12 protein-coding genes are annotated in these 14,065 nt (G+C 67.0%); 5 read left to right on the forward strand and 7 right to left on the reverse strand.

Annotated features, from left to right (window positions below):
* A partial coding sequence (locus tag INT51_RS13415) for a choice-of-anchor G family protein (RefSeq protein WP_193105832.1) occupies positions 1-2,251 on the reverse strand: 2,251 nt, incomplete at its 3' end.
* 563 nt (positions 2,252-2,814) lie between these two features.
* Between INT51_RS13415 and INT51_RS13420 the strand changes: the two genes are divergently transcribed.
* The 3 genes from INT51_RS13420 to INT51_RS13425 all read left to right on the forward strand — a co-directional run bounded on the left by INT51_RS13420 (position 2,815) and on the right by INT51_RS13425 (position 5,707).
* Positions 2,815-3,915, forward strand: coding sequence for a patatin-like phospholipase family protein (locus INT51_RS13420; protein WP_193105833.1), 1,101 nt, complete (start codon positions 2,815-2,817; stop codon positions 3,913-3,915).
* A gap of 201 nt (positions 3,916-4,116) precedes the next feature.
* Complete coding sequence (locus INT51_RS22550) at positions 4,117-4,239, forward strand: hypothetical protein (RefSeq protein ID WP_255509787.1); 123 nt, start codon at positions 4,117-4,119, stop codon at positions 4,237-4,239.
* A 73-nt stretch (positions 4,240-4,312) separates the two neighbouring features.
* Positions 4,313-5,707 (forward strand): extracellular solute-binding protein, encoded by a 1,395-nt coding sequence (locus INT51_RS13425; protein WP_193105834.1) that lies wholly within the window; start codon positions 4,313-4,315, stop codon positions 5,705-5,707.
* Between the two features lie 31 nt (positions 5,708-5,738).
* Here INT51_RS13425 and INT51_RS13430 read toward each other — a convergent pair whose 3' ends face one another.
* Together INT51_RS13430 and INT51_RS13435 are read right to left on the reverse strand one after the other, a co-directional pair.
* Positions 5,739-6,431 (reverse strand): FadR/GntR family transcriptional regulator, encoded by a 693-nt coding sequence (locus tag INT51_RS13430; protein WP_193105835.1) that lies wholly within the window; start codon positions 6,429-6,431, stop codon positions 5,739-5,741.
* Entirely contained in the window at positions 6,428-7,156 is a 729-nt protein-coding gene (locus tag INT51_RS13435) for an SDR family oxidoreductase (RefSeq protein ID WP_193105836.1), read from the reverse strand. The genes INT51_RS13430 and INT51_RS13435 overlap by 4 nt, the downstream gene beginning before the upstream one ends.
* 167 nt (positions 7,157-7,323) lie before the next feature.
* Here INT51_RS13435 and INT51_RS13440 point away from each other — a divergent pair, with 167 nt between their 5' ends.
* A complete protein-coding gene (locus INT51_RS13440; RefSeq protein ID WP_193105837.1) occupies positions 7,324-8,094 on the forward strand; it encodes an SDR family NAD(P)-dependent oxidoreductase in 771 nt (256 codons plus the stop codon).
* A 90-nt stretch (positions 8,095-8,184) separates the two neighbouring features.
* Here the strand turns inward: INT51_RS13440 and INT51_RS13445 are convergent, their stop codons facing one another.
* The 4 genes from INT51_RS13445 to INT51_RS13460 all read right to left on the reverse strand — a co-directional run bounded on the left by INT51_RS13445 (position 8,185) and on the right by INT51_RS13460 (position 12,736).
* Positions 8,185-9,681 carry a tripartite tricarboxylate transporter permease gene (locus INT51_RS13445; RefSeq protein ID WP_193105838.1) on the reverse strand — a complete coding sequence of 499 codons (1,497 nt, stop codon included), beginning with the start codon at positions 9,679-9,681 and terminating at the stop codon, positions 8,185-8,187.
* A 49-nt stretch (positions 9,682-9,730) separates the two neighbouring features.
* Positions 9,731-10,270, reverse strand: coding sequence for a tripartite tricarboxylate transporter TctB family protein (locus tag INT51_RS13450; protein WP_370540810.1), 540 nt, complete (start codon positions 10,268-10,270; stop codon positions 9,731-9,733).
* Entirely contained in the window at positions 10,263-11,237 is a 975-nt protein-coding gene (locus INT51_RS13455) for a tripartite tricarboxylate transporter substrate binding protein (RefSeq protein ID WP_193105840.1), read from the reverse strand. The genes INT51_RS13450 and INT51_RS13455 overlap by 8 nt, the downstream gene beginning before the upstream one ends.
* 65 nt (positions 11,238-11,302) lie before the next feature.
* A complete protein-coding gene (locus INT51_RS13460; protein WP_193105841.1) occupies positions 11,303-12,736 on the reverse strand; it encodes a sulfatase in 1,434 nt (477 codons plus the stop codon).
* 140 nt (positions 12,737-12,876) lie between these two features.
* Here INT51_RS13460 and INT51_RS13465 point away from each other — a divergent pair, with 140 nt between their 5' ends.
* Positions 12,877-13,833 (forward strand): sugar-binding transcriptional regulator, encoded by a 957-nt coding sequence (locus tag INT51_RS13465; RefSeq protein ID WP_193105842.1) that lies wholly within the window; start codon positions 12,877-12,879, stop codon positions 13,831-13,833.
* Positions 13,834-14,065: the final 232 nt, after the last annotated feature.

Genomic DNA, 14,065 nt, shown 5'->3' on the forward strand with positions numbered 1-14,065 from the left:
CGGTGTTGTCCGTCGTGTTGTCCGCGTCGTTCTCCGTGGTGTTCACGTCGGTGTTATCCGTCGTGTTGTCCGCGTCGTTCTCCGTGGTGTTCACGTCGGTGTTATCCGTCGTGTTGTCCGCGTCGTTCTCCGTGGTGTTCACGTCGGTGTTATCCGTCGTGTTGTCCGCGTCGTTCTCCGTGGTGTTCACGTCGGTGTTATCCGTCGTGTTGTCCGCGTCGTTCTCCGTGGTGTTCACGTCGGTGTTATCCGTCGTGTTGTCCGCGTCGTTCTCCGTGGTGTTCACGTCGGTGTTATCCGTCGTGTTGTCCGCGTCGTTCTCCGTGGTGTTCACGTCGGTGTTGTCCGTCGTGTTGTCCGCGTCGTTCTCCGTGGTGTTCACGTCGGTGTTGACGTCAGTGTTCACCTCGGTGTTGACGTCAGTGTTCACCTCGGTGTTGACCTCGGTGTTCTCCGCCGTGTTGTCGTCCGTCGGATCCTCAGCATTGGTGACGACGAGCGGCGCGGCAGCTTCCTCACCGGAGGTTGCGGTGCCGACGACCTCGAAGTCGCCTGCTTCCGTGCCTTCGGGGACAACCAGGTCGGTGGTGAAGCCACCTTCACCATCGGTGGTCACGACCACGGGGTCGCCGACGTTGTTTCCGTCGACGTCAACCAGCTGAACGGAGACATCGGTGTTCGGCGGGTAGCCCTCACCCGTCACGACCGTGGTTCCGCCGTCTTCAACAGTTCCCGGATCAAGGGTGACCGTCGGCTCGAAGACCTCGGCGGCCGCGCGCACCGTGGAGGACGCCAGATCGACGTTCACCGCAGCCAGGTTGGGCAGCAGCTCCAGGCTGAGAGCATTCACCGTGAAGGACTCGTCACCGAGGTAACCCGGCTCGGGCTGCTCGTTGATGGTCACCGAGACAACCTCGGCGAGCACGCCCGAGAGCACCGGAGAGAGGGTCTCCAGCAGCGGGTTGATGACACCGTCGAGCGAGTCGGTCAGACCGGTCGTCGCGGTGTCGACCACGCCACCGACCACTCCCTGAAGAGGAGCGATCAGCAGGTCCTGCACGGGGGTCGTCAGAGCGCCGAGCAGAGTCCCGATCGGGATGATGCCGAGCAGGCTGCCGTCGATATCGATCGTCGGCTCACCCTCGGCAGTGCCAGCGAGCTGACCCAGCGTGGTCTCCACGACGATGTCGACATTCGCTGCGGGCAGGCCCAGAGTCGAGACGTTGGCCGGGAGCTCGATGGTCAGCCCGACATTGTTGAAGACGTCGTCGATGAGGACCTGGCCGACCCTCTCGGTCAGGGTGCCGAGCGCCTCGGTGACCGCACCGGTGATGAGTGCGATGGTGTCCGCGTCGAGCAGCTCGGTGTTGGCCGGAAGTCCGTTCAGACCGTCCGCGCCACCGAGCTTCTGGAGATCCACGGCGATGGTGCCGTTGGCCAGGTCGATGGACACGAGTTCGTTCTCGTCGACGAGCGGCTCGGCGAGCAGCGAGGTGCTCGCCTGATCGAGTGCAGCGTCGAGACCGCTGACGCCGATCGTGCCGCCGCCGGCCTCGACCGCGATGAGGCCGATGTCGAGGTCGATCGCAGCCTCGTTGGCAATGGTGCCCAGGGCGCCGTCAGTACCCACCGCACCGTTGAGCACGGTGCCGACGTCGGTCAGTGCCGTGTCAAGTTCTGTGGAGACGCCGCCGACCAGCGGGGAGCTGATCAGGAGCTGGCCGTCTGCGACGACGTACTCGGAGCTGGTCTCGCCGTTCGCTGCGTTCGCGGTGGACCCGAGCGCGCCGAGCTGGAGCGAGAGCTCGTCGACGATCTCGTCGGTCAACCCGCTCACGCCGGCCTGATCGAGCAGCTGGGTCAGATCGACCTCGGCGCTGCCGTAGGTGCCGTTCTCGATGCCGTCGAGGTCGAGGGCGCCGCCCTCACCGACCGCACCCGCACTGGCGGTGGATGTCATGCCGTCCGGAGACTCGGCAAAGCTCGACACCGCACCCACCTCGCCGAGGTGGAGCAGGCCGACGTTGTTCTCGTCGCCGACCAGGGGGAGGGTCAGCGTGCCGAGATCGAGATTCAGCGCGTCAAGGGCGCCGACGTTCAGCGGGTTCGCGTTGGGGCCCGCATCGCTGGGGAAGCCGGATGCACTGGTGCCGGCGTCCGCGAGATCGAGACTGAGCGCATCGGCGTTGATCACACGCCCGAGCGCCTCGGACAGATCGTCCTCGGCAGCGAGAGCCGGTGGTACCGACATCAGGGTCAAGCCCGCCGTAGCGACCGACGCGATGACACCCTTGAACAGGTGTGACCGCCGTCGAGACGCGGGCGGTGGTGGTGTCTGCAGACTTTCCACTTTCGCTCCATCTTGTTGTGGGGTGGGGGCCGTGCGCAGCGGTGGGGAAGGGTCCGAGACGCAAGACGGGTGTCACGACAGTGACCCCGTGAGGTTTTCATCGAACGACCAGGAAAAGCACGATTTCCCCGCTGCAGATCGACTTGTTGTGGGAACGTTACAAACGCCGCATGGCTGGTCGGAGGCGTTTTTCCGGGCCGACCAGGCAAAACGTCTTATGACCCGCAAGTAACCTCGTGACCTGCGCGGATGTCCGCCTGAGTCGTTTTGAGACAGCTTCCTGTCGACTCGTGTCCAGCATTAGCTATTTCATCCGCTATGTCCGCTTTGGACCTTTTAAGTGGATAGTCGCGATTTAGCAAGAATCCAGTGCAAGAGGTCGACGATGCGCCGCGCGAGTATTTCTGCGCGGGATTGAACGAGGTCAGAGCCGACGGAACGGCCTCCTGCCCTAAAGTGACTCCATGGTCACCGCGCAGCCTTCGCCATCTGGGCCCCACGGCTCCGCGCCCGACGAGTCCAGGCCCCACAGGTCCGCGCCCGACGACGGAGGCGCACAACGCATCGACCTCGTCCTGGAGGGCGGAGGGGTCAAGGGCATCGCCCTGGCCGGTGCGCTCGAAGTGCTCGAGGAGCGCGGTTACAGCGTCAATCGGGTCGCCGGCTCCTCTGCCGGGGCGATCGCCGGCGCCCTGATCACTGCCGGGATCCCGGCGTCCACCATGGTCCAGATCCTGCGGGAGACCGACTATCGCCGCTTCCAGGACGGGCCCTTCTGGACCCGCTTCCTGCTGGGCAAGGCGATCAGCATCCTGCTCCACAACGGCGTCTACCGCGGGAAGTACCTGACCAGCTGGCTCACGCAGCAGCTCCAGGCCCACGGCGACCGCGAGTGGACCGGCACCTTCGCCGATCTCCTGTATCGCGACCCGGATCCGGAGCGCGAGCTGCCCCCCTCGCAGCTCTTCCGACTCGTGATCACCGCGTCCGATCTCTCCGCCGGCCGCTTGCGCTTCCTCCCGCGCGACGCGGAGGCGTTCGGGATCGATCCGAGTCAGCTGCGAGTGGTCGACGCCGTGCGCGCCTCGGTGTCGATCCCCCTCGTCTTCCGCCCGGCGAAGTGGAAGAACGCGTTCGGTCGGACGGCGTGGCTCGTCGACGGTGGACTCCTGTCCAACTTCCCGGTCTCGGTGTTCGACCTGCCGGCGGGTCAGAGCCCGCGGTGGCCCACCTTCGGCATCAAGCTCTCCGCGCGGCCCGAGGCGGATTTCGGCATCGCCAATCGCATCACGGGGCCGTTGTCCTTCGGCAAGGCGGTGCTCGATACCGTGACCGGATTCCACGACCGCCTGCACATCGATGCCTCCCACTCCCTCGCCCGCACGATCTTCATCGACACCGCCGCGGTCCGACCCACCAAGTTCGACCTCTCGGAGGCGGACCACGACCTGCTGTACGAGAGCGGTCGGCAGGCGGCGACCGACTTCCTCGACGGCACCGAGACCCGCGAGCCCTGGGACTTCGAGCGGTACGTGGCGCGGTACCGGTCCCCTGATCCGAGCTGAGCCCAGGCCGAGCATGGCTCGGCTCGCCTCACTTCGCCGACCCGCGCCCGACCTGTTGCCTCGGATCGGATGGCCGGGCCGCGTCCGTTGCGCGAACCCATGCGTCCGCCCTCTGCCTATCGACCAGCCGGTCGCGCTCGGTACGTTCACGGCTACGGACCGCTGAACGCTCCCACGCCCCCACCAGAGGAAAGGTCGACGATGACCTCGCTCCCCACCGCTCCCGCCGATCCGCCGACGAACCACCACATCCTCGGCCACGGCCTCGGGCACGGACTCGTCGCCGCTGCCGGCGACCCCACCGGGCACACCTACCAGGCGTGAGACCTGACCACGTCACCCGGGCCGTCGAGTTCCAGGGGTTCATCGTCCACGACATCACCGCGGGAGAGTTCACATGATCGATCGACGCGCCTTCCTGAGCACGCTCGCCGCCGGAGGCACCGTCACCGTCTCCGGCGGCGCCATCACCGGATGCACCAACCGGCCCATCGGAGCAGACCGAGACCCGAACACGGTGTCCATGTGGGGCATCTGGGCGAGCGACGAGGACAAGGAGGCCGAAGTGATCGAGGCCTTCACCGAGCAGAACCCGGAGGTCACCGTCGCCGTCTCGCAGGTGCCCAGCAACTCCCAGGGCGATGCCTCCTCCGTGATCACGGCCGTCCGCGGCCGCACCGGGCCGGACGTCTATTTCATGGGGCGCTTCAGCGGCGCCGAGATGGCCTCGCTCGGGCTTCTCGAACCGATCAACGCTCTCATCGAGGAGTACGAGGGCGTGGATCCCGAGGAGTTCATGGCGGGGTGGGTGAAGTTCTCGACGGACGAGCTGTTCTACGACGGCCAGTGGTACGGGCTGCCGATGGATACCGACACCCGCGCCATGTACTACAACAAGGACCTCACCGAGGCCGCCGGGGTCGATCCGGCGCTGCTGGATCCGGCGAACGGGCCGATGACGCTGTCTCAGCTGTGGGAGATCAGCGACGCCTTCGACGTCCAGGACGAGCGCGGCACCTACGAGCAGCTCACCTGGATCCCCTGGGACGGTGAGGCATCGCTGCTGATGTGGGCGATGGCGTTCGGCGCCACCTTCTTCGACGATGACAGCTGCGCCATGGCGCTGGACTCGCCGGCGATGCTGGACGTCGCCACGGAATACGCGGGCTGGGTCGAGCGGCTCCAGTACTCCCGCGTCGACGCCTTCAAGGCGACCTACCAACCGCCGAACGCCCCGCCGACCCAGACCTCCTTCTTCTCGGACCGGCAGATGTTCCAGATCTCCGGCCCGTGGGGCGTCCAGTCCCAGACCGACTACAAACCGGACATGCGCTACGGCGTGACCCACGTGCCGGTCGCCGAGGAGGGCGATGATCCCTTCACCTGGGCCGGCGGCTTCGGGCTGGCGATGCCGAAGGGGTCGAGCATGTCCGAGGCCGCATGGAAGCTGATGAAGTTCTACGCCGGGTACGAGGGGCAGAAGATCCTCATGCCGCAGATCTCCCGGATCCCCACGAATCTGCAGGCCATCAAGGACCGCGAGGCCTGGGACCCGAGCATTCAGTTCTTCGTCGAGATCATGGAGTTCGCCCGCTCCCGCCCGCCTCTGCCGGTCGGGACGAAGCTCTGGGACGCGATGATGATGATGCAGGGCAGCCTCAACCAGCAGTCCGAGACCCCGGAAGCGGCCGTCGCGGCAGCCCAGGCCTACGTCGACCCGACCATGCAGCAGTTCTGCCCGGTCCGGCTTCCCGCAGGATTCGGCGAGCCGGACCCTCGCGTCGGGCTCTGAGCAGCAGCGGTCAGAGCCGGCGTCGCTCCGATCAGCGCGCCGCCCGCGTCGTGCGCTCGACGATCTCCCGCATCGCCGAGGCGGCCGCCTCGGCGTCGCCTCCGAGGATGGCTTCGGCGACGCGCCCGTGCAGTTCCACGTCGTGCGGATCCGGCAGCAGCTCGGCGCGCTCGCGCAGCGCCCGCTCCTGCAAGCCCTCATCGATCACGGCGCGCAGCCGGGTGAACATGCTGTTGGCGGAGAGGCCGAGCACGGCGGCGTGCAGGGCACGGTCTGCCTGCAGGAAGGCGGCGGCCTCCGGGGCGCCCGCCGCGCGACGCATCGCGGTGATCGCGTCCTCGAGCGTCTGCGTCTCCCGCTGGCCGCGCTGGACCGCCGTGGCCGCGGCGGCCGCGGCGGCGGGCTCGATCGCGTGGCGCAGCGCGCGCAGCTCGTCGATCTGCTCCTGGGGCTCGGGGCCGTGGAGCCGCCACCGGATCACCAGGGGATCCAGCACGTCCCAGTGCTCGCCGCCGAGCACGCGCAGGCCGACCCGGCGCCCGGCGCTGAGCATGCCCAGGGAGCCGAGCACCCGGGTCACCTCCCGCACCACGCTGCGCGAGACGCCGGCGCGCTCGACGAGCCCCTCGATGGTGTCGGTGTGGCCGACGGGCAGCTCCCCGTCGACGATCGCACGGCCCAGCAGGTCCAGCGCGCGGTCGAAGGCGGTTCCGCTCGCCGTCACGCCTGGGACACGGGAGAGACGACCAGCTCGTCGATGCGCACGTGCGCCGGGGACTCGAGCACGAAGCTGACGGTGCGCGCGATGTCCTCGGGGCTGAGCATCACCGCGCGGGCGGCGGCGTCGGGCACCTGGGGTCGCTGCTCGAGGAAGTCCGTGGCGACGTCCCCGGGGCACAGGTGGCAGGCGCGCACTCCGTGGGCCGCTTCCTGCTGGTTCAGGGAGCGCACGAGGGAGGAGACAGCGGTCTTGCTGGCGGAGTAGGCCACGCCCGCTCCCGGCTGGAAGCTCCAGCCGGCGTACGAGGAGATGGCCACGACGGTCCCCTGGCTCGCGCGCAGGTGCGGCAGGGCGGCATCGACGGCGGTCGCCACGGCGGTGAGGTTGGTCCCCACGATGGCCTCGAACTCCTCGATGTCCTGGTCGTCCCAGCGGCGGCGCGGAGCGTTCTGCCCGGCGGCGAGCACCAGGCCGTGGAGGCCTCCGAACGCCTCGACCACCTTCTGGGCCGCCTGGTTCACGGCGCTGCGATCGCGCACGTCCAGCGGCACGGCGATCGCGTCACCGCCGTCAGCGGTGATCTCGGCGACCACGGCCTCGAGCACGTCGCGTCGGCGCCCGCTGACGGCGACGGACCATCCGTTCCCAGCGGCGGCGCGGGCGACCGCGCGGCCCATGCCGCTGCCTCCGCCGGTGATCCAGAGCGCGCGCTTCTCGGTGTCAGTCATGTGGTCCCCTTCATGGTGCTGTCGCATCTCGTCCCGGTCTGCTCGTGCCGCCGTGCTCGGGACGACAGGACACGGCAGGCCCCAATAGTATGCTTATTCGGGAGTGCGCCGACGGGGCGCGCCGACGCGAGCCGCCGGTCGAACCGGCACCAGGGAAGGACGACGCGATGGAGCTGGATCTCAGGAACAAGGTGGTCGTGGTGACGGGCGCCGCGCGCGGCATCGGAGCGGTGATCGCGCAGCGGTTCGCCGGCGAGGGGTCGACGGTGGTGGCGTTCGACCTCGCCTTCCCCGATCCCGCGGAAGAACCCGTCGCGGCCCATCCCGTCGAGCAGGTGCTGTGCAACGTGACGGACCCTGAATCCGTCCAGGCCGCGGTGGATGAGGTAGCACGACGCCACGGCACCATCGACGTGCTCGTCAACAATGCCGGCATCAATGTCGAGGGCCCCGTGGCGGAGATCGCCTGGGAGCGCTGGAAGGCCTGCTTCGACGTGAACGTGGGCGGAGTCTTCCTCATGAGCCAGGCTGTCGCCCCACTCATGCAGGCCGCCGGCGGCGGGCGGATCATCAACGCCGCCTCCTTCGCGGCGATCGTCCCGAGCGTGGCCAGCGCCGCCTACTCCGCCTCGAAGTCCGCAGTGGTGCAGCTGACCCGTGTGCTCGCCTCCGAACTGGGCCCCTGGGACATCACCGTGAACGCCTACGCTCCCGGCATGGTGCCCACCGCGATGAACGGGTTCGCCGAGATGCCCACCGAGGCGCAGGACCGCCTGCTGGACACCCTCTCCCTGCGCCGCTGGGAGAGCCCGGACGATGTCGCCAACCTGCTGATCTTCCTGGCGAGTGACGCCGCCTCCTACATCACCGGCACGCTCCTGGACGTCTCCGGCGGGAAGCTCGCCACGCAGATCCCGGCGCGGGCGTACGGGCGCTGAGGGACGGGGCGCCGAGGGCCCAATATCTGGAGGCCACCGGCGATGGCGTCGCCGGTGGCCTCCATCCAGCGTGCGCCTCGAATGACCTGTTCACCTCCTTAGCGTCACGGACTCACGCGAGGATGCACGACGCCGTCCCGTCCACCCGATGACGGCCCACAGCAGCGCTCCTACGACCAGAACCGCGAAGACAGGGCTGCTCGCGAAGATTCCGAACGAGCCATCGGACTGGAGCAGCCCGCGACGTACATTGGCCTCCAGCAAGGGCCCGAGCACGAAGGCCAGCGCCAACGGCGCCACCTCGAAGCCGAACTTCTTCATCACATAGCCGAGCACACCGAAGATCAGCGCGATCCAGATGTCGAATATCGAATTGTTGACGCTGTACACCCCGACCACGGTCACCAGGAGGGTGAGTGGACCCAGGAAGCGCATCGGCGCACTGAGGAGTCGGGTGAAGAGGTGGATCAAGGGAATGTTCAGGACGAGAAGCATGATGTTGCCGATGAACATCGAGACGATCACGCCCCAGAAGACCTCCGGATGGGTCTGGATGAGCTGAGGACCAGGTGTGATCCCCTGGATCATCAGTGCACCGAAGATCACAGCCATCGTCGTGTTCGCTGGGATGCCCAGGCTGAGGAGCGGAATGAACGAGGCATTCGCCGCAGCATTGTTCGCGGTCTCCGGGCCAGCGACGCCTTCGATCGCTCCCGTCCCGAATTTCTCCGGATGCTTCGAGACTCGCTTCTCGATGCCATAGGAGGCCATCGACGCGATCGTTGCTCCACCGCCGGGGAGTATGCCGAGGAGGAAGCCGATCACCGATCCGCGAGCGAACGGCCCCGTGGATGACCTCATCTCCTGCCGATTCGGGAGCACCCGGCCGTAGCCCAACGATTGCGGCGGATTGCGTTTGGACTCCTCGATCGTATGAAGGAGCTCGCCGATACCGAACAGCCCCATCGCGACCGCCGTGAACTCGATCCCGCCGGCGAGCCCTGGAACCCCCATCGTGAATCGGGCGGTGCCGTCGATCGGATCCGTACCGATGGCGGCGAGGAGGAGCCCGAGGCAGGCCACCACGATTCCGCGCAGCAGGCCTCCGTTGGCCAAATAAGCCACGAGCACGATCCCGACCAGGGCGAGCAGCGCGTACTCTGCGGGTCCGAATCCGAGAGCGAGCCTCGCGATGGGCGCCGCAAGGAAGAGCAGCCCTGCGATCGCGACCGTCCCGCCCACGAACGAGCCGATGGCTGAGACTCCGAGCGCCACTCCCCCCTGACCTTTGCGCGCCATCTGGTATCCGTCGAAGGTGGTGACGATGGTCGTCGCCTCACCAGGGATCTTCAGGAGCACCGAGGTGATGGTGCCGCCGTAGGCAGAACCGTAGAAGATGCCGGCGAGCATGATGATGGCCGACTCCGGCGGCATCGCGAAGGTGATCGGGAGGAGCAGTGCGATCGTCCCGGCTGACCCCAGTCCCGGGAGCACCCCGATCAGGTTTCCGACCAGTACTCCGATGAAGACGATCAACAGGTTGTGCAGCGTGAAGGCGGTCGACAGTCCCAGCAGGAACTCTTCCATCAGCGTGACCTCGGTTTCTCGGTGTTCGTGTCTGGTTCGAGGCGGTGAGTTACAGCGGTGTCGAGACGCCGAGGATCACGAAGAAGAGCACCCATGCGGCAGCGGTCGCCAGAACGCAGGTGACGGCGATCGAGAGGGGTTTTCTCGCGCCAGCCGCCACCTGACAGCCCGCCATCAGGACGAGCGCGCCTGCCACGAAGTGCACGTGCTGGAAGAGGACGATGAACGCGACGATCGACGCGATCGCGATCAACGCATCGATCTGTTCCCGGCCGAAGGCGCCTTCCTTGCCGTCGCGATTGAAGAGCAGGAAGACCACCGCGCTGACGGCGAGTGCACTGCCCAGGGTCACCGGCCATAGTCCGGCACCGGGTCGGTCCAGCGAGCCGACGTCGAAGGTGATGGCCCAGACTGCTGCCCCGACTCCGAGGATGGCCAGCACGGCAGCCCCGAGGGGCTTGAGCACGCTGTGTCCCGGCAAGGTGACCGGTACTGCCTGGTCCCCATCCATGAGTGGGTCGGATGGGGTGTGCGCATTCTCCATATCGGGCTCTTCTGCGTCAGATGCTGCGGCAGCTCGTTCAGCCATCGGTGATTCCGAGCTCGGCGAAGGTGGTCTTGTTCTCGTCGTGCTCGGCCTGGAGCTTCTCGACCAGCTCCTGCGCAGGAACGCTCGATGGCTCGGAGTGCAGGCTCTCGAGCGTGGTGAGGACCGACTCCGAGTCGCGGGCTTCCTGGAAGGTCCGCTCGAGTTCGGCGGCAGCGTCGTCGGGGATCTCCGCGCTCGCGTAGATCGCCTTCCACACGGAGCGTTCGACGTCCACGTCCTGTTCGAGGGCGGTCAGTACGTCCGGCAGCGACTCCAGCGGTTCTGCGCCGAACACAGCGATCGCGCGGAGGTCGCCGGACTCGAGGTACTGCATAGCTTCGCCCGGATGCACGGCGACCGCATCCACCTGACCACCGAGAAGGGCCGTGATCGCCGGAGCAGAGCCGTCGAACGGGATCCCTTCTGCCTCCTTCCCCAGCTGGGAGAAGGTCTGCGCCACGGCGAGCTGCGTATAGCTGCCAGTCCCCGAATTGGCGTAGGTGAAACGATGATCCTTTTCGGTGCGGAGGTCCTGGATGCTCTGCCACGAGCTCTCGGCGTTGACCACGAGCACGATCGGCTCCTCGTTCACCGCCGCGATCCCGCGGAAGTCGCCGGGTTCGAACTGGACGTCCTGAAAGTACGGCATGGACGCGAACGGGCCGTTGGGCAGGTAGATCACCTGGCAGGGGTCGGGCCTCTGCGTCGCGACCTCCGTCGCGGCGACCGTTCCGTTGGCCCCGGTGGGGTTGGTGACCTCGACGCGGATACCGTCGTTCTTGCTCACGGCGTCCGCGAGCGCTCGGCCGACGGTGTCCGAGCTTCCTCCCGGCGCGTAGGGGACGACCATCGAGATCGTGTCGCAGGCAGCACCCGCCTCGCCGGCGCTGTTGTCGGCGCAGCCGGTGACCGTGCTACTGACTGCTGCAGCGGCGACCAGAAGGACCATGCCTCGGGGCGGTGTCATGCGCATATCGCTACTCCTTCGTAACTGGGGTGGTGACCTACGGGGGTACGGGGCAGATGCAGGGGTCAGCGGAACGTTGCGGACCAATCAGCTGTGTGGAGCTCGCTCTCGGCCCTCCATCGGGAGATCACGCGTGAGAGATGATCGCGCTGAGGACGGGACGCGGGATGGTCCCAGAGGTTCGACATCTCGTGCGGATCCGACTGGAGGTCGAACAGCTGACCGTCGTCGTGGTCGATGAACTCGACGAGCTTGTAGCGCTCGTCGCGCACCATCGTCATGAGCTCGGTCTTCTGCAGGACCATGTCCCGGGCGTGCTCGGAGAAGGCGAACTCCCTGCCGGCGTACTCCTCGCCGCGCAGCGCGGGACCGAGCGACTGGGCCTCCATCCACGCCGGGGGCGTGATCCCCGCGAGTTCGAGAACGGTCGGGCCCAGGTCGAACAACGCGGTGAGCCCGTCGAGCTGCCGGTCCATCATCACCCCTGGCCCGGAGACCACCGCGGGCACGCGAACGCTCGGCTCGTACATGGACCACTTCTGGATGTGTCCGTGGTCGTTGAGGCAGTCCCCGTGATCGGACGTGAAGATGATGACGGTCTCCTCGAGCACACCGCGCCGCTGGAGAGCGTCGACGATCTGCCCGAGCTGTTCGTCGATCATCGTCACGTTCGCCATGTAGTGGCGGCGCTGCCGGGAGACCTGCTCGGGCGTGGGGTGCTCGAGATGCACGATGCCGTCGTGATCGACCTCGAGGTTGTCCCGGATCAAATCCTTGACGGCGTAGGGCTGGCTCGCCCGATCCTCCGCCGAGTCGTGCTGAGCAGGCATCTCCACACCGTCGTACTGCGCGAGCGCCGAGGGGGTCGGATCGTACGGAGGGTGCGGGCCGGGGAACCCGACTTGCAGGAAGAAGGGCTCCTGACCCGGATAGACGTCGAGCCAGTGCGAAGCGAGACCGCCGACGAAGTTGTCCACGTGGAGGTCGTCCGGCGCCTCCCATTCGAAGGCGCCGAGCCGCTCCCGGTAGTCCTCGAGAGCGCGGTACTTCGTCGCGCGGTCCGGCTTGACGAGACCGCGGGAGCGGAACGCCTTGTCCCACTCGTCGAGGAAGAAGGGAAGCGTGGGGTTCGAGCGGTCCTTGTTCTCCACCACATGGCGTTCGTGGAATCCGACGCTCGTGGTGTAGGGGTACGTGTGCATCTTGCCGACGTTGACGCAGCGGTACCCGGAGTCCGCGAGCATCTCCACCCAGGAGTGCTTCCAGGGATCGTTGTTCTTGAGCACCCCGGTGGTGTGCGGGTACATCCCGGTGAAGAGACTCGCTCGGGACGGCGCACAGGACGGTGAGGTCACGTAGGTCCGGGTGAACGACGTCCCCGCACGGACGAGTCGATCGAGGTTCGGAGTGATCGCGTGCTCGTGCCCGAGCGCAGCGATCGTGTCGAAACGCTGCTGGTCGGTGATCACGAAGACGATGTTGGGACGTGCCTCGGACATGGTGCCCTCTCTGGACCCGGAAACGCTGTGCACAGATGAGCAGTCCGTGGACTGCTCGAATGTTGGTGAGAGTGTAGGAGGTCACACATGGTCGCGCAAGCGTGATCCTCCAGAACGCTCAGATGTGCAATAGTGGGCACGTGGTAGATACGAGGCGACGAACCGAAGCGATCAGCAGAGCCCTGATGCTCGACGTGGCCAGCGCCTACTACCTCCATGACCGCTCGAAGGTCGACATCGCCAAAGAGACCGGGTTGAGCCGATGGCAGGTGGCGCGCCTCCTCACCGAGGCTCGAGAGACCGGAATCGTCACCATCCGCGTCCAGGACAGGGACACCTCCGCTGACGGCCTCGCCAAACGGGTCGAGGAGGCCCTCGGCGTCCGTGAGGTGATCGTGGTCGATCGCGGTCGCGGCGCGCCGCCGTACCCCAGCCTCGACGCCGTCGCTCAGGGCCTGGCCGATTACGTCTCCGACACCGTGCGCGCCGGCGAGATGCTCGGGATCGTCTGGTCCCGGATCGTTGAGATGATGCCCGGCAAGCTGCGGCAGATGGCCCCGTGCGACGTCGTGCAGCTCGCCGGGGCCCTGACATTCCCCGGAGACCGGGTGGGCTCGGTAGAGGTGGTCCGCCAGGTCGCTCGCATCGCAGAAGGCACGGCCCACCCGATCTACGCTCCGCTGGTGGCCCCGTCCGGAGACATCGCCTCAGCCCTCATGCGCGCGCCGGAGATCGCAGGAGTCATGTCGCGCGGCGCGCAGGTAGACCATGCCGTGGTGGGCATCGGAACTTGGACGAGTGAAGGGTCGTCGATCCTGCCGCTGCTGCCAGAAGAACTCGTCGCGAGAACAGCGGACGCCGGTGCGACCGCAGTCATCTCCGGTCGCGTCATCGACAACGAGGGACACGCGATCGATGTCGGCGTCGACGAACGGATCGTCGGCCTGACCCTCGATCAGCTGCGCGCGATCGGCACGGTGATCGGGGCGTGCGCCGGGGCCCACCGCGCCGACGCGGTCCGCGCAGCCGTACGCGGCGGCCTCATCGACGTGCTCATCGTCGACGACCCGCTCGCGGAGGCTCTGCTCGGCCCCTGACGAAGAGCGGACGAACAGGCGTCCCCGCGAGCACACGAGCCGGCGACGAGACACTGTCGGAACATCACGGCGACATCAACACCATGCATCGGCGACCGGGAAGTTCGGAGATTTCAGGCATCCGACCAGGTCAGAGACGGCGTGGTGAATATCACCTCGCAAGCATCGACGGCTTGCGCTCTCACAGTAAGTCGAACTTAGGGTAGGCAACCCTCACCTAGTTCGGGGCCGG

Source organism: Brachybacterium sp. FME24 (genome assembly GCF_014897705.1).
GTDB lineage: Bacteria > Actinomycetota > Actinomycetes > Actinomycetales > Dermabacteraceae > Brachybacterium.